25 protein-coding genes are annotated in these 22,715 nt (G+C 76.2%); 18 read left to right on the forward strand and 7 right to left on the reverse strand.

The window, feature by feature from the left end:
* The first annotated feature begins 7 nt into the window (after positions 1–7).
* From IEY75_RS17230 to IEY75_RS17245, 4 genes are all read left to right on the forward strand, one after another.
* Positions 8–766, forward strand: coding sequence for an FAD:protein FMN transferase (locus IEY75_RS17230; protein WP_229789826.1), 759 nt, complete (start codon positions 8–10; stop codon positions 764–766).
* A 49-nt stretch (positions 767–815) separates the two neighbouring features.
* Positions 816–1,493: a response regulator transcription factor gene (locus tag IEY75_RS17235; RefSeq protein WP_189115404.1), complete on the forward strand. Its 678-nt coding sequence runs from the start codon at positions 816–818 to the stop codon at positions 1,491–1,493.
* Entirely contained in the window at positions 1,490–2,533 is a 1,044-nt protein-coding gene (locus IEY75_RS17240; protein WP_229789828.1) for a sensor histidine kinase, read from the forward strand. Before IEY75_RS17235 ends, IEY75_RS17240 begins: the two co-directional genes overlap by 4 nt.
* A 164-nt stretch (positions 2,534–2,697) precedes the next feature.
* Entirely contained in the window at positions 2,698–2,877 is a 180-nt protein-coding gene (locus tag IEY75_RS17245; protein ID WP_189115405.1) for an antitoxin, read from the forward strand.
* Positions 2,878–2,952: 75 nt separating this feature from the next.
* On the opposite strand, the gene IEY75_RS17250 is transcribed toward IEY75_RS17245, so the two are convergent.
* The 5 genes from IEY75_RS17250 to IEY75_RS17270 all read right to left on the reverse strand — a co-directional run bounded on the left by IEY75_RS17250 (position 2,953) and on the right by IEY75_RS17270 (position 7,591).
* Complete coding sequence (locus tag IEY75_RS17250; protein WP_189115406.1) at positions 2,953–3,654, reverse strand: calcium-binding protein; 702 nt, start codon at positions 3,652–3,654, stop codon at positions 2,953–2,955.
* A gap of 130 nt (positions 3,655–3,784) precedes the next feature.
* A complete protein-coding gene (locus tag IEY75_RS17255; protein WP_189115407.1) occupies positions 3,785–4,888 on the reverse strand; it encodes an MBL fold metallo-hydrolase in 1,104 nt (367 codons plus the stop codon).
* Positions 4,889–4,893: 5 nt separating this feature from the next.
* Positions 4,894–5,610 carry a TetR/AcrR family transcriptional regulator gene (locus IEY75_RS17260; RefSeq protein ID WP_229789830.1) on the reverse strand — a complete coding sequence of 239 codons (717 nt, stop codon included), beginning with the start codon at positions 5,608–5,610 and terminating at the stop codon, positions 4,894–4,896.
* A 70-nt stretch (positions 5,611–5,680) separates the two neighbouring features.
* Positions 5,681–6,943 (reverse strand): HRDC domain-containing protein, encoded by a 1,263-nt coding sequence (locus tag IEY75_RS17265; RefSeq protein ID WP_189115408.1) that lies wholly within the window; start codon positions 6,941–6,943, stop codon positions 5,681–5,683.
* A 75-nt stretch (positions 6,944–7,018) separates the two neighbouring features.
* Positions 7,019–7,591 (reverse strand): DUF3000 domain-containing protein, encoded by a 573-nt coding sequence (locus tag IEY75_RS17270; RefSeq protein WP_189115409.1) that lies wholly within the window; start codon positions 7,589–7,591, stop codon positions 7,019–7,021.
* Between the two features lie 72 nt (positions 7,592–7,663).
* Between IEY75_RS17270 and hemE the strand changes: the two genes are divergently transcribed.
* The 12 genes from hemE to IEY75_RS17330 all read left to right on the forward strand — a co-directional run bounded on the left by hemE (position 7,664) and on the right by IEY75_RS17330 (position 19,347).
* Positions 7,664–8,713 (forward strand): uroporphyrinogen decarboxylase, encoded by a 1,050-nt coding sequence (gene hemE, locus IEY75_RS17275; protein WP_189115410.1) that lies wholly within the window; start codon positions 7,664–7,666, stop codon positions 8,711–8,713.
* A 146-nt stretch (positions 8,714–8,859) separates the two neighbouring features.
* Entirely contained in the window at positions 8,860–9,048 is a 189-nt protein-coding gene (locus tag IEY75_RS17280) for a Flp family type IVb pilin (RefSeq protein WP_189115411.1), read from the forward strand.
* Positions 9,049–9,173: 125 nt separating this feature from the next.
* A complete protein-coding gene (locus IEY75_RS17285; protein ID WP_229789834.1) occupies positions 9,174–9,554 on the forward strand; it encodes a TadE/TadG family type IV pilus assembly protein in 381 nt (126 codons plus the stop codon).
* Positions 9,542–10,678, forward strand: coding sequence for a pilus assembly protein TadG-related protein (locus IEY75_RS17290; protein WP_189115412.1), 1,137 nt, complete (start codon positions 9,542–9,544; stop codon positions 10,676–10,678). The genes IEY75_RS17285 and IEY75_RS17290 overlap by 13 nt, the downstream gene beginning before the upstream one ends.
* Before the next feature lie 15 nt (positions 10,679–10,693).
* Positions 10,694–11,494, forward strand: a complete 801-nt coding sequence (cpaB, locus tag IEY75_RS17295; protein ID WP_189115413.1) for a Flp pilus assembly protein CpaB — start codon at positions 10,694–10,696, stop codon at positions 11,492–11,494.
* Positions 11,495–11,503: 9 nt separating this feature from the next.
* Complete coding sequence (locus tag IEY75_RS17300) at positions 11,504–12,658, forward strand: CpaE/TadZ family protein (protein ID WP_189115414.1); 1,155 nt, start codon at positions 11,504–11,506, stop codon at positions 12,656–12,658.
* A gap of 1 nt (position 12,659) precedes the next feature.
* On the forward strand, positions 12,660–14,063 hold the full coding sequence (locus IEY75_RS17305) for a TadA family conjugal transfer-associated ATPase (protein ID WP_189115415.1): 1,404 nt from the start codon (positions 12,660–12,662) through the stop codon (positions 14,061–14,063).
* Positions 14,060–16,018: a type II secretion system F family protein gene (locus tag IEY75_RS17310; protein ID WP_189115416.1), complete on the forward strand. Its 1,959-nt coding sequence runs from the start codon at positions 14,060–14,062 to the stop codon at positions 16,016–16,018. The genes IEY75_RS17305 and IEY75_RS17310 overlap by 4 nt, the downstream gene beginning before the upstream one ends.
* Positions 16,018–16,938 (forward strand): type II secretion system F family protein, encoded by a 921-nt coding sequence (locus IEY75_RS17315; RefSeq protein WP_189115417.1) that lies wholly within the window; start codon positions 16,018–16,020, stop codon positions 16,936–16,938. The genes IEY75_RS17310 and IEY75_RS17315 overlap by 1 nt, the downstream gene beginning before the upstream one ends.
* A 39-nt stretch (positions 16,939–16,977) precedes the next feature.
* Positions 16,978–18,381, forward strand: a complete 1,404-nt coding sequence (gene hemG, locus IEY75_RS17320) for a protoporphyrinogen oxidase (protein ID WP_373290290.1) — start codon at positions 16,978–16,980, stop codon at positions 18,379–18,381.
* Positions 18,371–19,081: a hydrogen peroxide-dependent heme synthase gene (hemQ, locus tag IEY75_RS17325; protein WP_373290288.1), complete on the forward strand. Its 711-nt coding sequence runs from the start codon at positions 18,371–18,373 to the stop codon at positions 19,079–19,081. The genes hemG and hemQ overlap by 11 nt, the downstream gene beginning before the upstream one ends.
* 83 nt (positions 19,082–19,164) lie before the next feature.
* The gene (locus IEY75_RS17330) at positions 19,165–19,347 is read left to right on the forward strand and encodes a hypothetical protein (protein ID WP_189115419.1); all 183 of its coding nucleotides are present in this window, start codon (positions 19,165–19,167) and stop codon (positions 19,345–19,347) included.
* A gap of 71 nt (positions 19,348–19,418) precedes the next feature.
* Here the strand turns inward: IEY75_RS17330 and IEY75_RS17335 are convergent, their stop codons facing one another.
* Positions 19,419–19,856 (reverse strand): GNAT family N-acetyltransferase, encoded by a 438-nt coding sequence (locus IEY75_RS17335; protein WP_189115420.1) that lies wholly within the window; start codon positions 19,854–19,856, stop codon positions 19,419–19,421.
* Between the two features lie 482 nt (positions 19,857–20,338).
* Between IEY75_RS17335 and IEY75_RS17340 the strand changes: the two genes are divergently transcribed.
* A complete protein-coding gene (locus IEY75_RS17340; RefSeq protein ID WP_189115421.1) occupies positions 20,339–21,061 on the forward strand; it encodes a S1 family peptidase in 723 nt (240 codons plus the stop codon).
* A gap of 305 nt (positions 21,062–21,366) precedes the next feature.
* Here IEY75_RS17340 and IEY75_RS17345 read toward each other — a convergent pair whose 3' ends face one another.
* On the reverse strand, positions 21,367–21,960 hold the full coding sequence (locus tag IEY75_RS17345; RefSeq protein WP_189115422.1) for a hypothetical protein: 594 nt from the start codon (positions 21,958–21,960) through the stop codon (positions 21,367–21,369).
* Positions 21,961–22,236: 276 nt separating this feature from the next.
* On the opposite strand from IEY75_RS17345, the gene IEY75_RS17350 reads away from it, so the two are divergent.
* A complete protein-coding gene (locus IEY75_RS17350; RefSeq protein WP_189115423.1) occupies positions 22,237–22,704 on the forward strand; it encodes an LURP-one-related/scramblase family protein in 468 nt (155 codons plus the stop codon).
* Positions 22,705–22,715 lie beyond the last annotated feature (11 nt).

The raw sequence follows: 22,715 nt of genomic DNA on the forward strand, positions 1-22,715 counted from the left end.
CGGGCACATGCGACACGTCGAGCACGTGATGGGCACGGCGGTCAGCATCGAGCTGGCCGACCCGCTGCCGGCCGCGACCAAGGTCGGGATGATCGACCAGACCGTCGCCTGGCTGCACGAGGTGGACCGCCGCTTCAGCACCTACAAGCCGCACAGCGAGATCCGCCGGCTGGGCCGCGGCGACCTGACCGTCGCCGAGTGCAGCAGCGACGTCCGCGAGGTCCTGGCGACGTGCGCCGAGCTGTGGCGGGAGACCGACGGCTTCTTCGACGCGTACGCCACCGGCCAGCTCGACCCGTCCGGGTTCGTCAAGGGCTGGTCGGTGGAGGTGGCCTCGCGGTGGCTGGCGGCCAACGGGTCCAGCCACCACTGCCTCAACGCCGGCGGCGACATCCGCGCCCGCGGCTGCCCCAGCCCGGGCCGGCAGTGGCGGATCGGCGTCCGGCACCCGTGGCAGCCGGACAAGCTGTCCTGGGTGGTGACCGGCAACGACGTCGCCGTGGCCACCTCGGGCATCTACGAGCGCGGCGAGCACGTCATCGACCCGGTCCGCGGCCGGCCGGCCACCCAGCTCCAGTCCGTCACCGTCGTGGGCCCCGACCTCGGCCGCGCCGACGCCTACGCCACGACCGCCATGGCGATGGGCCGCACCGGCCTGGCCTGGCTCGCCCGCCTCGACCAGGCCGGGTACGCCAGCGCCGCCGTCACCGCCGACGGCCGCGCCTACACCTCCCGCAGCCTGCCCGCCACCGCGCTGGCCGCCTGAGCCGCCCCGCCTCACCGCCGGCTCACCCGGGGCGGGGGAGGATGGGCGCGTGCGGGTACTGGTGGTCGAGGACGAGCGGAATCTGGCCGACGCGATCGCGCGCGGCCTGCGGCGGCACGGCATGGCCGTGGACGTGGCGTACGACGGCGACGCCGGACACGAGATGGCCTTCGTGACCCGGTACGACGTGCTGGTGCTGGACCGGGACCTGCCCGGCCGGCACGGCGACGAGATCTGCGCCGACCTGATCTCCTCCGACGCGCTCACCCGGGTGCTCATGCTCACCGCCAGCGGCACCGTCGCCGACCGCGTCGAGGGCCTGCAATTGGGCGCCGACGACTACCTGGGCAAGCCGTTCGCGTTCGACGAACTGGTCGCGCGCGTCCAGGCGCTCGGCCGCCGGGCCACCCCGGCCGCGCCGCCGGTGCTCACCGCCGCGGACCTGGAGGTCGACCCCGCCCGCCGCACGGTCACCCGCGCGGGCGCCGCCGTCGAGCTGACCAACAAGGAGTTCGGGGTCCTGGAGCAGCTCCTGCGGGCCCGCGGCGCCGTGGTCTCCAGCGAGGAGCTGCTCGACCGGGTCTGGGACGCCAACACCGACCCGTTCACCACCATCGTCCGGGTCACCATGCGCACGCTGCGCCGCAAGCTCGGCGACCCGCCGCTGATCGACACCGTCGTCGGCGCCGGCTACCGCCTCGTCGCCGAGGCGGAGGCCGCCCCGTGACCCGGTACCCGTTCGGCCGCCCGCCGGGCCTGCGGCTGCGGCTCAGCCTGCTCATCGGCTTCCTGCTGTTCGACGGCGGCGTCATCCTGCTCGTCCTGGCCTGGACCTTCGCCGACCTGGGGACCCTGACGCTGCTGGAGGGCATCGGGGCCATCGTCGTCATCACCCTGGCCGGGATGCTCGCCGGGTACCTGCTCACCGGCCGCGCGCTGCGGCCCATCCACCAGGTCACCGCTACGGCGCGGCGGCTCTCCGAGCAGACCCTCGACCAGCGGATTGGCCCCCAGGGCTCCGACGACGAGGTCGCCGAACTGGCCGGGACCTTCGACGCCATGCTGGACCGCCTCGCCCAGTCGTTCGACTCCCAGCGCCGGTTCGTCGCCAACGCCTCCCACGAGCTGCGCACGCCGCTGGCGGTCATGCGCACCGAGATCGACGTCACCCTCGCCGACCCGGACGCCGACGCCGCCGAGCTGCGCCGGATGGCCGGCGTGGTCCGCCAGGCCTCGGAGCGGGCCAACGGCCTCATCGAGGCGCTGCTGGTCCTGGCCCGCAGCGAGGGCCAGCGCGGCCGGCTCGCCCGCACGGCGTCGGTGGACCTGGCCGACGACGTGGCGGCGGCGCTCGCCGCGATGCGGTACGAGATGGACCGGGTGCAGATCGAGGTCGACTCGGACCTGCGGCCGGCGCCGGTCCAGGGTGACCCGGACCTGCTCAGCCGCCTCGCGGGCAACCTGGTGGAGAACGCGGTCCGGTACAACCACCTGCACGGCCGGCTCTGGGCCCGGACCGGGGTCGACGGCGGCCAGGTGTTCCTGGAGGTGGGCAACTCCGGCTTCGAGGTCGCCCAGCGCGACGTGCCGGGGCTGTTCGAGCCGTTCCGCCGCGGCGGGCGCGAGCGCACCGGGGCGCGCGGTTCGGGGCTGGGGCTCTCGATCGTGCGGGCGGTCTGCGACGCGCACGGGGGGACGGTCGCGGTGACCGCGCACCCCGCCCCGGACGGCGGGCTGACCGTCGCGGTCCGCCTCCCCGCCGGCTGACCGCGAGCCCGACGCCGGTTGGCGCGGTGGGCGGCCGACCCCGCGGGTGCGGCGCCGATGCCGGCCGGCACGCCGCGCGACGACTGTCAGGGAACGGGAGGAGAATGCCCGACACCGCGGCGACACCGGCACCCGCGTCACCGCGCACCGAGGAGGAGAGAGACATGGCAGGTTTCTTCGACAAGATCAAGAAGCTCGCGGCCAAGCACGACGACAAGGTCGACAAGGTCATCCGCAAGGCGGCGGACGAGGCCGACCGCCGCACGGGCGGCAAGTACCGCGGCAAGATCGACAAGGCGGCCGAGGCCGCACAGAAGCACACCCGGCCCGAGGGCACCCACTGACGCCGGTGGCGGCGGGGCCCGCGACCTGCGCGGACCCCGCCGCCACCGAACCCGCCGGCCCGGCCGGCGGGGCCGTCAGCCCACCAGTTCGCTGGTGTCGCCGTCGGTGGGCGTGTAGTCGACCAGCGCGTCGCCGGTGCCGTGCACGAAGCGGTCGGCCTGCGCCCCGCCGGTGAGCTGGTCCGCGCCGCCGCCGCCGTCGACGGTGTCGGCGCCGTCGCCCCCGTACAGGAAGTCGGCGCCGTCGCCGCCGTCGACCACGTCGTCGCCCGCGTTGCCGCAGATGACGTCGGTGCCGCCCATCCCGCGCAGCGTGCTCGCGGCGCCGGTGCCGACGATGAAGTCGCTGACGCCGGTACCGGTCATGGCGACGTACCCGATGCGGTAGGTGAGCAGGTAGTCGGTCACCCCGCCCTGGCCGTCGGAGACGGTGATGACCAGGTCGGCGACGCCCTGCGGGTTGGCCGGGTGGTTGAAGGTGATCCGGTGCTCGATGCCCGCGGTCCACCAGGGGGTGTCCTCGAACAGGGCCGGGTTGCCGTTGTAGGAGATCGTGTAGTGGAGCTGCTCGCGCGGCGTGTGGTCGTCCCACAGGCGCAGCCGGACGACGGTCCGGCGGTTGCCGCACAGGCCGCCGGCGATGTGCACGGTCGGCTTGTGGTTGACGACGGCCGGCGTCGCGGACGCGGCGGCCGGCGCCAGGGCCGGCACGAGGCCGGCGCTCAGGGCGGCGGTGCCGGCCGCGGCGGCCAGGCGGGTACGGGTGGACGGGCGCACAGGGCCTCCCGGTGGGTGGGGGGCATCGGGGGGATGCCGGAACGCCCCGACGCTAGCGGTGCCCCGACCGATTTGCCCCGATTGCCGCCCGCCCGAAAAGGTGCAAACCAAACCCCGTCCGCCCGTCACCTCACGGGTGCTGCGGCGCGTCCACCAACTCGCCGATCGGCAGCCGCGCCGGCCGCGGGACGCTGGCCACCGCCCGCCACCAGTGGTCGACCGCGGGCGGCGCCGCGACGTCGATCGGCTGGCCGGGCCGCGGTACCGCGACGGGGACCCCGACCTTCGCCGCGCTGCTCAGCAGCCGCTCCACCGGCTCGCTCCAGGCGTGGAAGGCGAGGCTGAACGTACCCCAGTGCACGGGGACCAGCAGCCGCCCGCCGACGTCGCGGTGCGCGGTCAGGCCGTCCTCCGGCGTCATGTGGATGTCCGGCCACGACACCCCGTACGCGCCGACCTGCACGAGGGTGGCGTCGAACGGCCCGTGCGCCGCGCCGATCTCCGCGAAGCCGGGGAAGTAGCCGGTGTCGCCGGTGTAGAAGACGCGGCGGCGCTGTCCGGCGACCACCCAGCTCGACCAGAGCGTCGGGTTGCGGGCCAGGCCCCGGCCGGAGAAGTGCTGGGCGACCGTGGAGGTCAGGCGCAGCGCGCCGAGTTCGGCGTGGCCGTCCCAGTCCAGTTCGATCACCCGCTCCTCGGGGACGCCCCAGCGGCGCAGGTGGCCGCCGACGCCCAGCGGCACCACGAACGGCGCCCGCTGCCGCCGGGTCAGCGCGGTCACCGTCGCCAGGTCGAGGTGGTCGTAGTGGTCGTGCGAGATGACGATCGCGGTCAGCGCCGGCAGGTCGGCCAGCGCCATCGGCACGGCGTGCATCCGGCGGGGACCCACCCCGGGGACCGGGGAGCACCGGGCGCTCCACACCGGGTCGAACAGGACGGCGTGCCCCTCGATCTCGACCAGCGTCGTCGCGTGCCCCAGCCAGGTCAGCCGCAGGTCGTCACTGGTTTCCCCGGCGCGCCCGCGGACCAGCGGCACCGCGCCCGCCGGCTGCTGCGGGCCGCGCTCGCGCCACTGGCGCACGATGCCGCGGCCGCCGGGCCGGTGCGCCCCGGGGGCCCGGCCGTCGTAGGAGCGGTTCTGGAACGCGCCGTCGCGGTAGTTGGGGGACCGGCCGAGCCGGACGGCGTCGGCGGCCGTCGGTACGGCGCCCATCGCGCGGGGACGGTGCCACATGTGCCTCACCTGCTCCTTCGGTCGGGGGATCGGGGGTCGGGCCAGTCGGGGGAGTCGGCCCTGTCGGCGGGGCGCGGCAGGTCGGGCGGTCCGGCCGGCGGCGGCTCGGGCAGTCCGGCCCGGAGCTGGGCGAGCGCGTCGACCAGGACGTCCGCGGCGCTGCCGGCGCCGCTGGTGCCGTCGGCCCAGAGCTGCATGGCCGCGAGGGCGGCGCTGGACACCGCGGCCACCACCAGCCGCGGGTACAGGTCGCGGTCGGGGTCCAGCCCGGTGCGGGCGGCCACCGCCTCGACCAGGACGCGGTCGGTGGCGTCGCTGACCTGGTAGTGGTGGGCGCGCAGCGCCGGGGTGGACAGGACGAGGCGCTGGGCGGCCACGGTCTCCGCCACGTCGGCGTACCCGCTGGCGAAGCGGCGCAGGGTCACCGCCGTGACGGCGTCCCACAGCGGTTCGTCGGCCGGGCGGGCGCGCAGGTCGTCGGCGAGCGCCCGGGTCCGGGCCTCGACCGCCGCGGCGACCGCCTCTTCCTTACTGCCGAAGTAGTTGTGGAACGTCCGGGGGGAGACGCCGACCGCCGCGGCGACGGCCTCGGCCGTCACCTCCGCGAGCCCCTGCGCGATGGCCAGCCGCAGCGCGGCCTGGCTGAGGGCCCGCCGGGTGGCCGCCTTCTTACGTTCGCGCAGGCCGGCGCCCTGCGCCAACACCGCCGTACCGTGATCCACTACCTCAGGGTAGCGATGTTGCGCGCGTACGCAATATTTCCGCGCGTGGCACTTTTCCGCGCGCCGCCGCTCAGTCGGCGGCGGCCAGCGCCACCGCCAGGTCGGCGGCGACCAGCTTCACCTGCCACTCCCGGGCGCTGTACCCGCGCAGGTGGGCGGCCACCGCGTCCCGGGTGACCTCCTCGGGCGGGGTCCAGGCGAGCCGGCGGATGCTGTCCGGGCTGATCAGGTTCTCCGGCGGCAGGCGCAGCGCCGTGGCGGTCGCGGTGACGCTCTGCCGGCAGCGGGCCAGCCGGGCGGCCGCGGCCGGGTCGCGCTCGGCCCACCGGTGCGGCGGCGGCGGGCCGTCGGCCGGCGGCGGCGTCGGCAGCTCCCCGTCCGGCAGCGCCCGGGCCTCCGCCAGCGCGTCGAGCCAGACCTTGGCCAGCCGGCGGGTCGCCCGGCCGTTGAAGCCCGTGATGGCCAGCAGCGCGCGCTCGTCCCTGGGGTCGGCCTCGGCGGCAGCGACCAGCGCCGCGTCGGGCAGGACCCGGCCCGGCGCGGTGTCCCGGCGGCGGGCGAGCTGGTCGCGGGCCGTCCACAGCGCGCGGACCCGGGCCTGCGCCCGCGGCCCCCGCAGCCGGTGCACGCCGGAGGTGCGCCGCCAGGGGTCCGCCCGCGTCCTGGGCTGCTGGCCGCCCCAGCGCACCAGCGCCGCGAACTCCTCGGCCGCCCACTCGTCCTTGCCCTGGGCGCGCAGGTCCGCGGCGAGCGCGTCGCGCAGGTCCAGCAGCAGCTCGACGTCGAGCGCGGCGTACGTCAGCCACGACTCCGGCAGCGGGCGGGTGGACCAGTCCGCCGCCGAGTGGTGCTTCTCCAGCGAGTACCCGAGCAGGTTCTCGGTCAGGCTGGCCAGGCCGACCCGCTCCAGGCCGGCGATCCGGGCCGCCAGCTCGGTGTCGAACAGCCGCCGGGGACGCAGGCCCAGGTCGGCCAGGCAGGGCAGGTCCTGGCTGGCCGCGTGCAGGACCCACTCGGCGTCGGCGATGGCGGCGTCGAGTGCCGCCAGGTCGGGCACGCCGACCGGGTCGATCAGGGCGGTGCCGGCGCCCTGGCGCCGCAGTTGCACGAGGTAGGCGCGCTGGCTGTACCGGTAGCCGGAGGCCCGCTCGGCGTCCAGGGCCACCGGGCCGGCGCCGGTACCGAAGCGCGCCACCAGGTCGGCCAGCGCGCGCGGCCCGTCGACCGGCGGCGGGGTGCCGTCGCGGGGGGCGGTGAGCGGCCGCGACTCCCGGGCCGCCGACTCCTCGGCCGCTGCCGGGGCCTGGGCGTCGGTGGGTGGCTCGTCGGTCATCCGTTAACCGTACGTGTCGACCGATGTAGCCCTGCGGAGGGTGGGTCGGCGCGTCCTGCGCGCCGTTCGCGGGGCCTATCCGGTAGGGGCGCCGCGGCGCTCGCGCAGCGCGGTGACCCCCGGCGGCGGCAGGCCGGCCGTCGAGGCGAGCAGGGCGCACCACGCCGCCATGTGCGCCGCCAGGTCGTCGTCGGCCGGGCTCCACGACGCCCGCAGCTCGATGTCGCCGGTGGCCGGGGGGCCGGCCAGCTCCCCGAACCGGGTGGAGATCGTCTGCGTGACCGTGCCGCCCGCCGCCCGGTACGCCGCCCGGTGGTGGGCCAGCGCGTCGACCAGCCAGCTCCAGCCGACCGCCGGCAGCATGGGGTCGGTGGCCAGCTCCGGCTCCAGGTCGGCGCTCAGGTAGGTCACCAGGCGCAGCGAGCCCTCCCACGCCTCGTGCCCGGCCGGGTCGTACAGCAGGATCAGCCGCCCGGTGGCGACCTCGTCGCCGTCGCGGTGGACCTCCGCCCCCAGCGCGAACGCGTACGGGGCCAGCCGCTGCGGCGCCGGCACCTCGGTCAACGTGATCTCCGGGCGCGGCGCGTGCGCGCGCAGCCCGGCGACGGCCGCGGAGAAGACCTCGGGGGTGTCGTCGGGCGCCTGCATGAGCGCCAAGCCTAGGGCGCCCGGGCGCGCGGGCGGCCCCGGCACGCCGAGGCGCGGGCGGGTCGTGCGAGCATGGCGGCGATGAGTAGCGAACCGCGCGCCGCCGCGCCCTTCCTCGTCGCCTGCCGGCGCGGCACGCCCGCGCACACGCCGGTGTGGTTCATGCGCCAGGCGGGGCGTTCGCTGCCGGAGTACCGGGCGCTGCGCGCGGACGTCGGCATGCTGGAGTCCTGCCGCCGGCCCGACCTGGTCACCGAGATCACCCTCCAGCCGGTCCGCCGGCACGGGGTGGACGCGGCGATCCTGTTCAGCGACATCGTGGTGCCGGTGGCGGCGGCGGGCGTGGACCTGGACATCGTCCCCGGCACGGGGCCGGTGGTCGCGGCGCCGGTCCGCGCGGCGGCCGACCTGGACCGGCTGCGCCCGCTGGCGGCCGGCGACGTGGACTTCGTCGCCGAGGCGGTCCGGCTGCTGGTCGCCGAGCTGGGCGACACCCCGCTGATCGGGTTCGCGGGGGCGCCGTTCACGCTGGCCAGCTACCTGGTGGAGGGCGGCCCGTCCCGGCACCACGCCCGGACCAAGGCGCTGATGTACGGCGACCCGGCGCTCTGGCACGCCCTGTGCGGGCGGCTGGCGCAGATCACCGGGGAGTTCCTGCGGGTCCAGGTCGAGGCGGGGGTGGCCGCGGTCCAGCTCTTCGACTCGTGGACCGGGGCGCTGTCGGAGGCCGACTACCGCCGGTTCGTGCTGCCGCACTCGCGCGAGGTCCTGGCGGGGCTCGCCGCCGCGGGGGTGCCGCGGATCCACTTCGGGGTCGGTACCGCGCACCTGCTGCCGGCGATGGCCGAGGCCGGGGCGGACGTCGTCGGCGTGGACTGGCGCACGCCGCTGGACGCCGCCGCCGCCGCGCTGCCCGCGGACGTCGCCGTGCAGGGCAATCTGGACCCGTGCCTGCTGTTCGCGCCGTGGCCGGTGATCGAGGCGGAGGTGCGCCGGATCCTCGCCGAGGGCGCCCGGGCGGCCGGGCACGTGTTCAACCTGGGCCACGGCGTGCTGCCCGAGACCGACCCGGACGTGCTCACCCGGGTCGTGGCCCTCGTGCACGCGCTGAGCGGACGCTGACCGCCACGCCCCTGGCCGGTTTCGTCCCGTCGGCAGTCGGCCGTCCGGCCTGAGCGCACCCGAAGACTAATAACTCTCAGGGTTCGCCCGATCACACTCTGCGTCCGGCCCTACGGAAGGGGCCGTTTAACGCAGAAGGAGATCCTATGCTGGCCTACCTCTCGGTGCTCCTCGACCGCGCCCGCGGCGACCGCGGCGCCACCGCCGTCGAGTACGGCCTGATGGTCGCCCTGATCGCCGCCGTCATCATCATCTCGGTCATCGCCCTCGGCGACAACCTGGACGCCCTGTTCGGCGGCGTGGCCGACGACGTCGCGGACAACACGCCGGCCTGACCGGCCCGCCGCCCGCCGCGCCCCGGCCGCCGCCGGCGGTCCGGCCGACAGCCGCGGGGTCCCGGATCCGCGCGCGCCCGCACGGGCGGATCCGGGACCCCGCGCCACGACCCCGGGAGTCCACAGTGCGCCACCTGCCGCGCGGCCACGCCGCCGGCGCCGACCGCGGCGCCGCCGCCGTCGAGATGGCCCTCGTCCTGCCGCTGCTCGCCGCCGTCCTGTTCGGCATCATCGACTTCGGACGGATGTTCAACGCCCAGATCAGCCTCACCGAGGCCGCCCGCGAGGGCGCCCGCGCGGTCGCGCTGGGACTGGACCCGGACACGCGGATCGCGGCGACCCTCGGCGCGGTCCCCGGCACGCCCGAGGTGACCGCGTGTGCCGGCGACCGCGACGACGACGCGGTCGTCGCCCTGCGCCAGGAGTTCGAGGCGATCACCCCGGTCGACGCCCTGCTCGGCGGCGTCACCCTCACCGCGACCGGGGTCATGCCGTGCGCCGGCTGACCGCCGCCTGGCGCGGCCGGGTGCGCGCGGCGCTGACCGGCCCGGATCGGGACCGCGGCGCCGCCGCGGCGGTCGTGGCCATCGTCGCCGGGATGGGCCTGCTGCTGGGCATGGCGACCGTCGTGGTCGACGTGGGCCGGCTGTACGCCGAGCGCGAACAGCTCGTCGGCGGCGCCGACGCCGCGGCCCGGGCGGTCGCCGAGTCCTGCGCCACCGACGGCGGCGCCTGCCTGGACCGGGCGGAGTCCGCGGCGGCGTACGCGGCCGCCAACGCCGCCGACGGCGCGGCCGACGCGCCGGTCGTCTGCGGTCGGACCACCGGCCTGCCGGCGTGCCCGGCCGACGCCGCCAACCGCGCCGCCTGCCTCGGCGAGCCGCCGCCCAGCCCCCGCCCGTACGTCGAGGTGCGCACGGCCACCCGGATGGCCGACGGCACCACCCTGCTGCCGGGCACCTTCGCCGCGGCGCTCAGCGGCGGCGCGTACGAGGGCAGCACCGTCGGCGCCTGCGCCCGCGCCACCTGGGGCGCGCCCCGCCGGGCGCGCGGGCTGGCCGTCACGTTCTCGCTGTGCGAGTGGAACCTGATGACCGGCGGCGGCGCGACACTGTGGATGACCCCGGACGCCGGCCTGCCGCCGGTCGGCGCGGAGCGGGCGGTGCGGCTGCACGACTCGCAGGGCAACGCGTCCTGCCCGGCCGGGCCGTCGGGCTGGGACCGGCCCGGCGGCTTCGGCTGGCTCGCCGACCCGGACAAGACCTGCGAGGCCGAGGTCCAGGCCGACGGCACGTACCAGGGCGACACCGGCAACTCCGTCTCCAAGCCGTGCAAGGACGTGCTGCCCCAGGTCCGCGCCGACCGCGCCGTGTCCGCGATCCCGATCTACGACACGGTCCGGGGCAACGGCTCCCACATCACGTACCACCTGGCCGGCTTCGCCGGCTTCGTGATCACCGGCTACCGGCTGTCGGGGATGGCCCAGGCGTCGTGGCTCAGCAATACGCACCTGTGCTCCGGCCAGGAGCGGTGCCTGTACGGCTACCTCGTCCGCGATCTGCGGGCGGGCGCGGACACCGAGATCGGCGGCCCGGACCTCGGGCTGGCCGTCATCGACCTCATCGGCTGAGAAGGGACACGACGGATGAAGCGGCGCCTGCTCGCGGTACTGGCCGCGTTCCTGCTGGCGGCGGTCGGCTGCCTGGCCGTCGTCGCGTACGTGCGCGGCGCCGACGCGCGGGCCGTGGCGGGCAAGCAGGCGGTGACGGTACTGGTGGCGGCGAAGCGGATCCCGGCCGGCACCACCGGCGCCAAGCTGCGGGCCGGCGACCTCACCGAGCGGGTCGTCGTACCGGCGCAGACGGCCCCGGCCGACGCCCTGGACGCCGTCCCCCCGGCGCTGGACGCCCTGGTCCTCACCGCCGACCTCCAGCCGCGGCAGCTCGTGCTGCGCGGGGCGTTCGGCGAGTCCACGAAGTCCACCGGCGGGCTGCCGCTGCCCGCGGGCAAGCTGGCGGTCAGCGTGGAGCTGTCGGCGGCCGAGCGGGTCGCCGGCTTCGTCCGGCCGGGGGCGAGCATCGCCGTCTTCAGCACCTTCACCACCCGCGCCGGGCGCGGCCGGGTGCCCTCCGGCGAGACCAGCGTCGTCAGCGGCGCCGCGAACGTCCACGCCACCCGGGTCCTGCTGCCCCGGGTCGAGGTCCTGGCCGTGGGCGGGCAGGGCGCGCCGGGCGCGGTGGCCGGCGCGAACCCGGCGCCGACGCCCGGCGGCAAGGCGGACAAGGGCGCCGACACCCCGCTGCTGGTCACCGTCGGCGTCACCCAGCCCGAGGCCGAGCGCCTCATCCACGCCACCGTGACCAGCACCCTTTACCTCGCCCTGCTCGACAGCGCGACGACCGTGGCCCCCGGCACCGGCGTCGACACCAACACCCTGTACCCCTGAGAGGCCACGATGACGATCTACTGCGAGGTCCCCGGCGGGCTGCCGGCACCGCCGTCGCTGCCCGGCGCCCTCCGGGCCGTGGACAGCGTCGCCGCCCTGGAGCGGGAGCTGGCCGGCGGCGGCGACGAGCAGCTCGTCGTGCTCGGCCCGCTGCTCCCGCTGGCCGAGGCGCTGCGGCTGGGCGCCAGCCTGCGCATCGCCCGGCCGACGCTGGGCGTGGTGCTGCTGCGCGAGGCGGTGGCGGTGCCAGTGCTGGCCGAGGCGATCCGGGCGGGCATCCGCGAGGTCGTCCCGGCCGACGACCCGGCCGCGTTGGCCACGGCGTGCGCCCGGTCGCTGGACGTCTCCCGGCAGCTCGGCGCCAGCATCGCCCCCGCGGCCGGCCCCCGGACCGCGCAGGTGGTGACCGTGTTCGCCGGCAAGGGCGGCTGCGGCAAGTCCACCGTGGCCACCAATCTCGCCGTGACCCTCGCCGACGGCGGCAACCGGCGGGTCCTGCTGGTGGACCTGGACCTCCAGTTCGGCGACGTCGGGATCATGCTCCAGCTCGAACCGGAGCGCAGCATCGCCGACGCCATCGGCATGGCCGGCCGGCTCGACCCCGACGGCTTCACCTCACTGCTGACCAAGTACCGGCCCGGCCTGGACACCCTGCTGGCCCCGGCCGGCCCCGCCGAGGGCGACCACGTCACCCGCGAGCTGATCGGCGAGCTGATCGGGGTGGCCCGGCAGATGTACGACTTCGTCGTCGTGGACACGCCGCCGTACTTCAGCGACCAGGTGCTGGCCACGCTCGACCTCACCGACCACTTCGCGCTCGTGGTCACCCCCGACCTGCCCACGCTCAAGAGCATCAAGCTGACCCAGGACATGTTCGACCTGCTGGAGTACCCCCGCGAGCGCCGCCTGGCCATCCTCAACCGGGCCGACTCGCAGGTGGGCCTCAGCGTCACCGACATCGAGCGGGCCGTGGGGATGGCGATGGCGGTGCACATGCCCTCGTCGCGCGACGTGCCGCTGTCGGTGAACCGGGGCATCCCGCTGGCCGTCGACCAGCCGCAGCACGCGGTCAGCCGGTCCATCCGCGAGCTGGCCGACCGGTGCGCCGGCCACGCGCGGGCGCCGCAGCGGCGGGGCCTGCGCCTGTTCGGGCGGCGGGGCTGAGATGGGGCTCGCCGACCGGATCTCCGGCGGTGTCCCGCGCGACGCCGACGAGTCCCCCCGGCCCGCCCCCGCACCGGCGGACGCCGACGCCCCGCGCGCGGGCGACCGGTACCGCGCCGCCGGGCGGCAGGCCAGCGACAGGGTCGCCGAGGTGCGGGCCCGGATCCAGCGCAGCCTCGCCGAGATCCTCGGGCCGAAGCTGTACGACTCGGAGAACTCCACCGACCTGGCCGAGCGGGTCCGCACGACGCTGCTGGAGCTCCTGGCCGCCGAGGAGACGCCGCTGGCCGGCGGCGACCGCACCCGGATCATCCAGGAGGTCACCGACGAGATCCTCGGCCACGGGCCGATCGAGCCGCTGCTGCGCGACCCGGAGGTCACCGAGGTGATGGTCAACGGCCCGCAGCGGGTGTACGTCGAGCGCCGGGGCCGGCTGGTGCCGTCCGACGTGGAGTTCGCCGACGAGGCGCACCTGCGCCGGATCATCGACCGGATCGTCTCCCGGGTCGGGCGGCGGGTGGACGAGTCCAGCCCGATGGTCGACGCCCGGCTGCCCGACGGCTCCCGGGTCAACGCGGTCGTGCCGCCGATCGCGCTGGACGGCTCCTCGCTGACCATCCGCAAGTTCGCCACCGACCCGTTCACGGTCGAGGACCTGGTCACCTTCGGCACCCTCACCCGGCAGACGGCGACGCTGCTGGAGGGCTGCATCCGCGGGCGGCTGAACGTACTCGTGTCCGGCGGCACCGGCTCGGGCAAGACCACCACCCTCAACGTGCTGTCCGGCTTCATCCCCGCCGACGAGCGGATCGTCACCGTCGAGGACGCCGCCGAGCTGCAACTGCACCAGGACCACGTCGTCCGGCTGGAGTCCCGGCCGGCCAACGTGGAGGGCCGCGGCCAGATCAGCGCCCGGGACCTGGTCAGGAACGCGCTGCGGATGCGCCCGGACCGGATCGTCGTGGGCGAGGTCCGCGACGGCGCCGCCCTGGACATGCTCCAGGCGATGAACACCGGCCACGACGGGTCGCTGACCACCCTGCACGCCAACACCCCGCGCGACGCGCTCGCCCGGCTGGAGACGATGGTCCTGATGGCCGGCATGGACCTGCCGGTCCGCGCGATCCGCGAGCAGGTCGCCTCGGCCGTGGACCTGATCATCCAGGTCAGCCGGCTCAAGGACGGCAGCCGCCGGATCACCCACATCTCCGAGGTCGTCGGCATGGAGTCCGAGATCATCACTTTGCAGGACCTGTACCTGTTCGACTTCCGGGCCGGCCACGACCCCGACGGCCGGTTCCGCGGCACCCTGGAGCCGACCGGCCTGCGGCCCCGCTTCCTGGACACCCTCGCCGCCTACGGGGTCGCCCTGGCCCCGGACACCTTCATGGCGGCCCGCCGGTGACCGCCGCCCGCCGCGCCGCCGGGCCGCGGGTCGCCGCCCGGCTCGCGGCCGCGGTCGCCGCCGGGGGCCTGGCGGCCGGCGGCGGGGTACCGGCCGCCGCCGCCGGCCCGGCGCTCGCCGTGACCAGCGTGCAGACCGGCCCGGGTACGGTGTCGTTCCTGCTCGCCGGGAGCGAGCTGCCCGGCGGGGCGCTCGCGGGAGCCCGGATCACCGTGGCCGCCGACGGCGTGGATCTGCCGGCGACGGTCGCGCCCGTGGCCGGCGCGGCGGGCTCCGGCGTCCGCCGGGCCGTCGTCCTGGTGCTCGACACCAGCGGCTCGATGGCCGGCGCCCGGATCGCCGCCGCCCGCGCCGCCGCCGCCGACTACGCCGCGGCCGCCCCGGCCGGCGTGGCCCTCGGCCTGATCGCGGTCGCCGACACCGCCCGCACGGTGCTGCCGCCGACCGCGGACCGCGCCGCCTTCCGCGCCGCCGTGGCCCGGCTCGCCGCCGCCGGCAACACCGCCCTGTTCGACGGCGTGGCCCGCGCCGCCGCCGCCCTCGACCCGGAGGTCGACCCCGCCGCGGGCGCCTACGTGGAGCGCCGCGCCGTCGTGCTCTCCGACGGGGAGGACCGCGGCTCGCGCACCAGCGCCGCCGCCCTGGCCGCCACGCTCGCGGCCAGCCCGGTCGTGGTCGACGCCGTCCGCTTCGGCGAGGCCTCCGACGCCCAGCTACGCGGCTTCACCGCGCCGACCGGCGGCCGGGTCGTCGGGGCGGGCGACGCGGCCCGGCTGCGCGCGGTGTTCCGGTCGATGGCCGCCGGCCTCGGGCCGCCGGTCCGGGTCTTTGCGGCGGTACCGCCGCAGCTCGCCGGCCGGCCCGCCACGCTGACGGTCCGGGCCGTCGCGGGCGGGGTGACCGCCGGCGGGCAGACCCCGGTCACCTTCCGGGTGGACACCTCGGTCGGCGGCGGGCCGCGGGTGTACGCCGCGGCCGGGCCGGGTCCCGTGCGGGCGTGGCACGTGGCCGCCGCCGCCGGGGCGGCGCTGTTCGTCCTGGTCCTGCTCGTGGCGCTGCCGCTGATCGGCCGCAGCGAGGTCCAGCGGCGGCTGGCCCAGCTCGACGCGTTCGTCCTGCACCGCGGCGGCGCGCCCGCGGCCCGCGGCGGTACCGGCCCGATGCTCCAGGCGGCGCTGTCGTTCTCCGCGCAGGTGGTCCGGCGCCCGGGCCGGCGCGAGCGCATCGAGCAGGCCCTGGACCGGGCCGGCAGCAGCCTGCGCGCCGAGGAGTGGATGCTGGTCCGGGCCGCGGCGGCCGGCGGCGGCGGCCTGCTCGGCCTGCTCCTGCTGCCGTGGTGGGCGGGTCTGCCCGCCGGCCTGCTGCTGGGCTGGCTCGGCAGCGGCGGGTACCTGCGCACCCGCGCCAACCGCCGCGCCCGCGCCTTCGCCGACCAGCTCCCCGAGGCACTGCAACTGGTGGTCGGCTCGCTGCGCTCCGGCTTCTCCCTCGCCCAGGCGATCGACTCGCTGGTCCGCGAGGCGGGGGAGCCCGTCGCCGGGGAGCTGGGCCGCGCCCTGGCCGAGACCCGCCTCGGCGGCGACCTGGAGGACGCCCTGGAGCGGGTGGGGACCCGCAACGGCAGCCAGGACATGGCCTGGCTGGTGATGGCGATCAGGATCCAGCGGGAGGTCGGCGGGAACCTGTCCGAGACGCTGGAGACCGCGGTGGAGACGATGCGCGAGCGCGGGCGGCTGTTCCGGCACGTGCGCGCCCTGTCGGCCGAGGGCCGGCTGTCGGCGATGGTCCTGCTCGGGATGCCGGTGGTGCTCGGCGCGTGGATGTTCTTCTTCCGCAACGAGTACGTCCGTCCGCTGTACACCACGGGGCTCGGCGCGGCGATGCTCGTCGGCGCGGTGGTCATGGTGTGCGTCGGCGCACTGTGGATGCGCAAACTCATCCACGTGGAGGTCTGATGTCCCCCGTCCTGCTCGTGGGCATGGCCGCCATCAGCGGCGCGATGGTCATCGCCGTGCTCACCCTCGCCGGGGCGCGCGGGGCCCGCGCCGACATCGCCCGCTCGCTGGCCCACCTCGAACGCACCCGCCCCGGCGGCTACCTCGCCCCGCGCGACCGCCCGCTGCGGGACCGCCTCGGCGCCCCGCTCGGCCGGCGGCTGGGCGGCGTCGGGCGGGCGCTGACGCCCACCGGCGCGGTGCTCCGGCTGCAGCGGCACCTCGACTACGCGGGCAACCCGGCCGCCTGGCCGGTCGAGAGGGTGGTCCCCGCCAAGGGCGTGGGCCTGGCCGTCGGCGCGGTGCTCGGCGGCTTCCTCGGCACCGCGCTGGGCGGCCTGCGCGGCGGCCTCGCCGGCACCCTGCTCGGCGCCGCGGCCGGCCTGTTCGCGCCCGACCTGATGATCTACAACCTGGGTCTGAAGCACCAGCAGGAGCTGCGCAACTCGCTGCCCGACGTCCTGGACACGCTGGTGATCGGCGTCGAGGCGGGCCTGGGCTTCGACGCGGCCCTGGCCCAGGTGGCCCACCACGGGCGCGGGCCGATGGCCCGCGAGTGCGTGCGGGTGCTCCAGGAGATGCAGATCGGCACCGCGCGGGCCGACGCCCTGCGGGCGCTCGGCGACCGGACGACGGTACCGGAGCTGCGGACGTTCGTCTCCGCCGTCGTCCAGGCCGGCGAGCTCGGCGTACCGATCGGCTCCGTCCTGCGCGAGCACTCGCGGGAGATGCGGCTGCGCCGCCGGCAGCGCGCCGAGGAGCTGGCCCAGAAGGTACCGATCAAGATTCTTTTTCCGGTGCTGCTGTTCATCTTCCCGTCCCTGTTCGTCGTCATCCTCGGCCCCGCCGTGCTGGAGATCATGCAGATCTTCCGGCGCTGAACCGGCCCGGTGGCCGCGCTCGCGGGGCGGCCTGAGAGGCTGGGGCGCATGATGGAGGTGGCGGTGGTCGGCGGCGGCATCGCCGGCCTGGCCGCGGCCCACCGGCTGCGCCGGCACGGCGGCCCCGACCTGCGGATCACCGTCTACGAGGCCGGCCCGGCCGTCGGCGGCAAGCTGCGCACCGGGCGGCTCGCGGGCCAGCCGGTCGAGTACGGCGCCGAGGCGTTCCTCACCCGCGATCCGCTGACCGGCGGCGACTCCGCGGCCCTGGACCTGGCCCGCGCCGTCGGCCTCGGCGACGCGCTGTGCCACCCGGTGACCGCCCGCGCCGCGATCGCCGTCGACGGCGCCCTGCACCCGGTGCCCGCCGGCACCCTCGTCGGCGTCCCCGGCGACCTCGCCGCGCTGCCGCCGCTGGCCACCGCCCGCCCCGAGCCGCCCCCGGCCGCCGGCGCCCCGCCGCTGCTCGGCCCGCACGAGGACGTCGCCGTCGGCGCCCTCGTCCGGGACCGCCTCGGCGACCAGGTCGTCGACCGGCTCGTCGCCCCGATGCTCGGCGGCGTGTACGCGGGCGACGCCGACGCGCTGTCGCTGGCCGCCACGATGCCCGCGCTGGCGCGCGCGTGCCGCGGCGCGCCCACCCTGACCGGCGCGGTCCGCGCCGCCCTCGCCGCCCTGCCGCGCCCGGCCGGCGCACCCGTGTTCACCGCGGTGGCCGGCGGCCTCGGCCGGTTCGCCGCGGCCGTCGCCGCGGCCAGCGGCGCGACCGTCCACACCGGCCAGGTCGTGCGCGCCCTGCACCCCGCCGGCGACGGCTGGCGGCTCACCCTCGGCGCCACCCGCGACCCCGTCCACGTCACCGCCGACGCCGTGGTCCTGGCAGTCCCCGCCCGCCCGGCGGCCCGGCTGCTCGCCAGCGCCGCCGAGCCCGCCGCGGACCTCGTCGGGCAGCTCGACTACGCCAGCGTCGCCCTGGTCACGTTCGCCCTGCCCGCCGGTACCGCGCTGCCCGAGCTGTCCGGCCTGCTGGCGCCCGACGGCCTGGTCAAGGCCGCCACGTTCGTCAGCCGCAAGTGGGGACGGCCCGCCCACACGCCTGTCCTGCTGCGCGCCTCAGCCGGCCGGTACCGGGAGGAGGCGGCCCTGCAGGTCGACGACGACACGCTCGCCGCCGCGGCGCTCGCCGCCGTCGGCGACCTCCTCGGCGCGGCCCTGCCGGCGCCGCTCGCCTCCCACGTCCAGCGGTGGGGCGGCGCGCTGCCCCAGTACCGGCCCGGCCACCTCGACCGGGTCGCCGCCGCCCGCGCCGCCCTCGGCCCGGGGCTGGCGCTGGCGGGCGCCGCCTGCGACGGCATCGGCATCCCGGCGTGCGTGGCCTCCGGCCGCCGCGCCGCCGACGAGATCTGGCAGCACCTCACCTCCAGGAGGCACCGTGACCGCTGAGAACCCGCAGACCAACGCCGCGCGGATCAGGGAACTCAACGCGACGATCCGGTACACCATGTGGTCGGTGTTCCGCGCCGCCGACCGCCTGCCCGCCCAGCGCGACCCGCTCGTCGCGGAGGTGGAGGCCCTGCTCGCGGACCTCGCCGACCGCGACGTCGTCGTGCGCGGCGTGTACGACGTGGCGGGCCTGCGCGCCGACGCCGACCTGATGGTGTGGTGGCACGCCGAGACGGCCGACGCGCTCCAGGACGCCTACGCCGCCCTGCGCCGCACCGCACTGGGCCGGCACCTGGCGCCGGTCTGGTCGCAGGCCGCGCTGCACCGGCCGGCCGAGTTCAACCGCAGCCACCTGCCGGCGTTCCTGGCGGGGGAGCAGGCCCGGGCGTACGTGTGCGTGTACCCGTTCGTCCGCTCCTACGAGTGGTACCTGCTGCCCGACGCCGAGCGGCGCGAGCTGCTCGCCGAGCACGGCCGGATGGCCCGGGGCTACGCCGACGTGCGCGCCAACACCGTCGCCTCGTTCGCCCTGGGCGACTACGAGTGGATGCTCGCCTTCGAGGCCGACGAGCTGGACCGCATCGTCGACCTCATGCGCGACCTGCGCGCCTCGGGCGCCCGCCGGCACGTCCGCGAGGAGGTCCCCTTCTACACCGGCCGCCGCCGGACGGTCGCCCAGATGGTGGCCGACCTGCCCTGACCGGGCCGCCGCCGCGGACCGCGGGCGTGTCCGGGGCGCTGCCGCCGGTTTGCGGCGGCGCCCCGGCGGGGTAGTCGTCGGCCATGAGCAGAGAGACGCCGACACCGGCCCCGACTCCGCCGCCCGCCCTGACCGATCCGGCCCTGGCCGAGGACGAGCCGGACATCGCGGGCGAGCACCAGTACGCCAAGACCGACCGGGACACCGCGGCGGGCCGCAGCGAGCGGGAGCCCGAGAGCCCGCACGGCCTCGCCGGCATGGACTGACCTGCCGGCACGGGACTGAACCTGTCAGGCTGACCTGCCGGCACGGGCCGACCTGCCGGCACCGGCCGACCTCAGTCGGCGTCGCGTCGCATCGGGAGGTGCGGGATACCGTCCTCGTCGAACCCAGGGCCGCAGGCCCGGTACCCGAAGCGCGCGTAGAAGCGCTCCAGGTGCGCCTGCGCCGCCAAGACGCTCGGGCGGGCGCCGATGTGGGCGAGCGCGGCGTGCATCAGGCGTTGGACGACACCGGTGCCGCGCGCCGCGCCCCGCACCACCACGCGGCCGATGCGGGCCGTGCCGTCGGGCTCCTCCAGTACCCGCAGGTACCCCAGGAGCGCCCCGTCGCCCGTGCTCCACACGTGGAGGGCGGTGGGCTCCACGTCGCGGTTGTCGAGGTCCTGGTACGGGCAGTCCTGCTCGACCACGAACACCTCGGCCCGCAGCCGCAGGACCTCGTACAGGGTGTGCGGGTCGAGCTGCGCGAACCCGGCCTGATGCACCTCGACCATGCGGTGGATGGTACGCGAGCCCCCGGCGGCCGGTCGCCGCCGTTCCCGCGCGGCGGCCGCACCGCTGCCGAGTGGGGGAGCAGCGTGGAGCGGGTCCACCATGGGAGCGAGACGGGGAGACGTGCGCCCGTGCCGTCCTGGTGTTGGCTTCGTTTGGCGACATCGGCGCCAGATGTCGACTTTCGGCGCCATGTCGAGGGCGCTGACGGGATCCCGTCGGCGGCAGCTCGCTGACGAGCGGGTACCACCTATTCCCTACCGCTGGAACAGGCCCTACGGCCCGGCGTGCCCGGGCGCGTCGCCGCGTGCTGACCACTTGTGAGCGCGTCGAAGGCAGTCATATATTGATGCACGTCTTCGTGAATGTCCATGCGCCTCCGGTGCCCCGCGTGCCGGAGCCGCCTGCGCAGATCGCGCCCCGCGCGGCGTCGGCTCACCCCCGGATGTCGCCGTCCCCCCACCCGCACCCGATCGGAGCGTTGATGATGGTTCGCAAGCACAGCGCCGCGGTAGTCGCCGTACTGGCCGCCCTCGGCATCCCCACACCTGCACAGGCCGCCACGAACCCGATGCCCGGCGACGGGCGCATCGTGGACGGCAAGGTGACCGAGAGCGCCCCGTGGGCGGCGCAGTTCTACCGCGGCGACGGCAGCGCCAGCGGTCCGTCCTGCTCCGCCTCGATCATCGCCGTCGACTGGGTCCTGGTGGCCGACCACTGCCTCACCTACGGGCACACCGGCAAGGTCTTCTCCGTGAAGGTGGGCAGCCTCAAGCGTGGGGAAGGAACGCTGTACCAGGTCGAGCGGTACCTCAGCAAGTACGACGTGACCCTGCTCAAGCTCGCCACGCCGATCCAGAACCCCGTGATCGCGCCGGTGGCGGACGCCGTTCCGACCAACGGCTCCGAGGTGGAAATCTACGGCTGGGGCAAGACCTGCCCCGTCAGCCAGCAGTGCCCCCCCTCGCCGGTACTCAAGCAGGCGACGCTGCGGATCGACGGAGCGGCCAAGGACCACAAGGGCGGGCCGGCGCTCCAGTTGACCCACGTCACCGGCAACGCCTCCAACGGTGACTCCGGTGGTCCGGCGTGGTTCGGCGGCAAGGTCGTCGGGGTCGCGTCGACCGCCGGTACGCGCAACGCGCAGTACTCCAGCATTGCCGTGGCGGGTACCCGCCAGTGGATCCGGTCGAACGCCGGCGTCTGAGCGTCGGCTCCGGTCTGCCGCCGTGCCCCGTCGGCACCACACCGACGGGGCACGGCATCGCGGCCGAAGGCGGGGGCTGAACCGTGACGAGGGGGCGCCGCTGCCCCGGCGCGCGCCGGCCTGGCCGGCCCGCGCGGCCTGGCCGGACCGCGGCACGGCGGCCATGAACGCCTTCGAGATCACCTGTGCCAGCCGCCCCGCACCGTCACGGTGGCGGCATGTCGACTGACCGCGTCGTCCATTCCGCAGACCGTCGAGCATTCCGCAGGCCGTCGAGGGACGGTTCGGGGCACCCGCCTCCCCGCTCAGCCGATGTCGGCGAATCCGGCCTCGGGCGCGGCGTCGGAGCCGGTCGGGGAGTCGTCGTCCTGGGCGTCGAGGTCGTATGACGTGTCCACCTGGTATCCGGCCCGGGCGGGGTTGCCCAGACAGGACAGGGGCACGGTCGCGACGTGGGCGTTGTTCGTGTACGTCGCTGTTCCGGTGCACAGCACCGGCGGGTCGTCGTGGTCGTCGGCCTTGGTGACCTCGGCGTACAGGGCGCCGTCGGCGAGGCCGTAGGCGACCGTGAAGTCCTCCTTGCCGTCGTTGTCGGTGTCGAGCGTGAAGTCGGTGTGGGTGTCCTCGCTGTCCCAGTTCGGGTCGTGGAGCGGGCTGAGCGCCTGGGCGGTGGTGTAGCGCAGCTCCAGCTTGTCGCCGATCCTGCGGCCGTCGGCACTGACGATGTCGGCGTACGGGGCGGTGACGGCGGTGTCCTCGTCGTCGGTGACGTCGCCGGCCGGGTCGGTGATCGCGGTGCGGAGGGTGGGCGCGGCGTGCGCCGGTGCGAGCAGGCCGACTCCCAGCGCGGGGGCCAGGGCGAGCGCGGCCACGGTGAGCGGGTTGATGAGGCGGGTCATGCGGAAGCCCTTCGTGTGGTTGGCAACTCCGCCGCTGACGGTACAAAGGGCGTCGATGTGCCGACAGTGGAGGGAGCGGAATTTGCGGCATGGCCCAGAACGGGTGCCGGTCGCCGGCGGTACCCGTGGGCGGCCGGCGGTGGCCTCGGCGTGGTGGGGCGCGGCGGCCTGATCCGGCCTCTCCGGACCTTGCCGGGTCACTGTGCGCGGGTGAATGAGCGCTGTGTGTGAGCTGTGTTCCGGCGCCCGCAGGCGGCACGCCGGTACCATCGAGGGGTGCTGACAGCGCGTAAGGCCAGCTTCTGGCGTAGCCGATACGAGGTCCTCGCCGACGGCCGGGTGGCCGCGGTGTGGGACGGGGCGTTCTGGCGCAGCGGCGGCCGGTTCTCCCTCGACGGCCGCGACTACGAGGTGCGCGGCAACGTCTGGGGCACGCGCTTCACGCTCACCGACGCCACCGACGGCTCGGGGGCCGACGTCGCCCTGGCCACGGCGGAGCGGGTGGGCCGGCGGCGGTGGACGGTCGAGGCCGGCGGCCGGACCTACCGGTTCCGCCGCGCCTCGATGTGGAGGGACGTGCAGGAGCTGTACGACGACTCGGGCGCGGTCGGCACCGTGCGGCGGGTGAGCATGTGGCGCGGCGACGTCGCCGCTGACCTGCCCGGACTGCCGCCGGCCGTGCGGATGTTCGTCCTCGGCGTCGTGATCACGATGTGGGAGGCCCAGGCCGCCTCGGGCGCCTGATCGCGGGGGCG

It is taken from the genome of Pilimelia terevasa, from assembly GCF_014647915.1.
Lineage (GTDB): Bacteria > Actinomycetota > Actinomycetes > Mycobacteriales > Micromonosporaceae > Pilimelia > Pilimelia terevasa.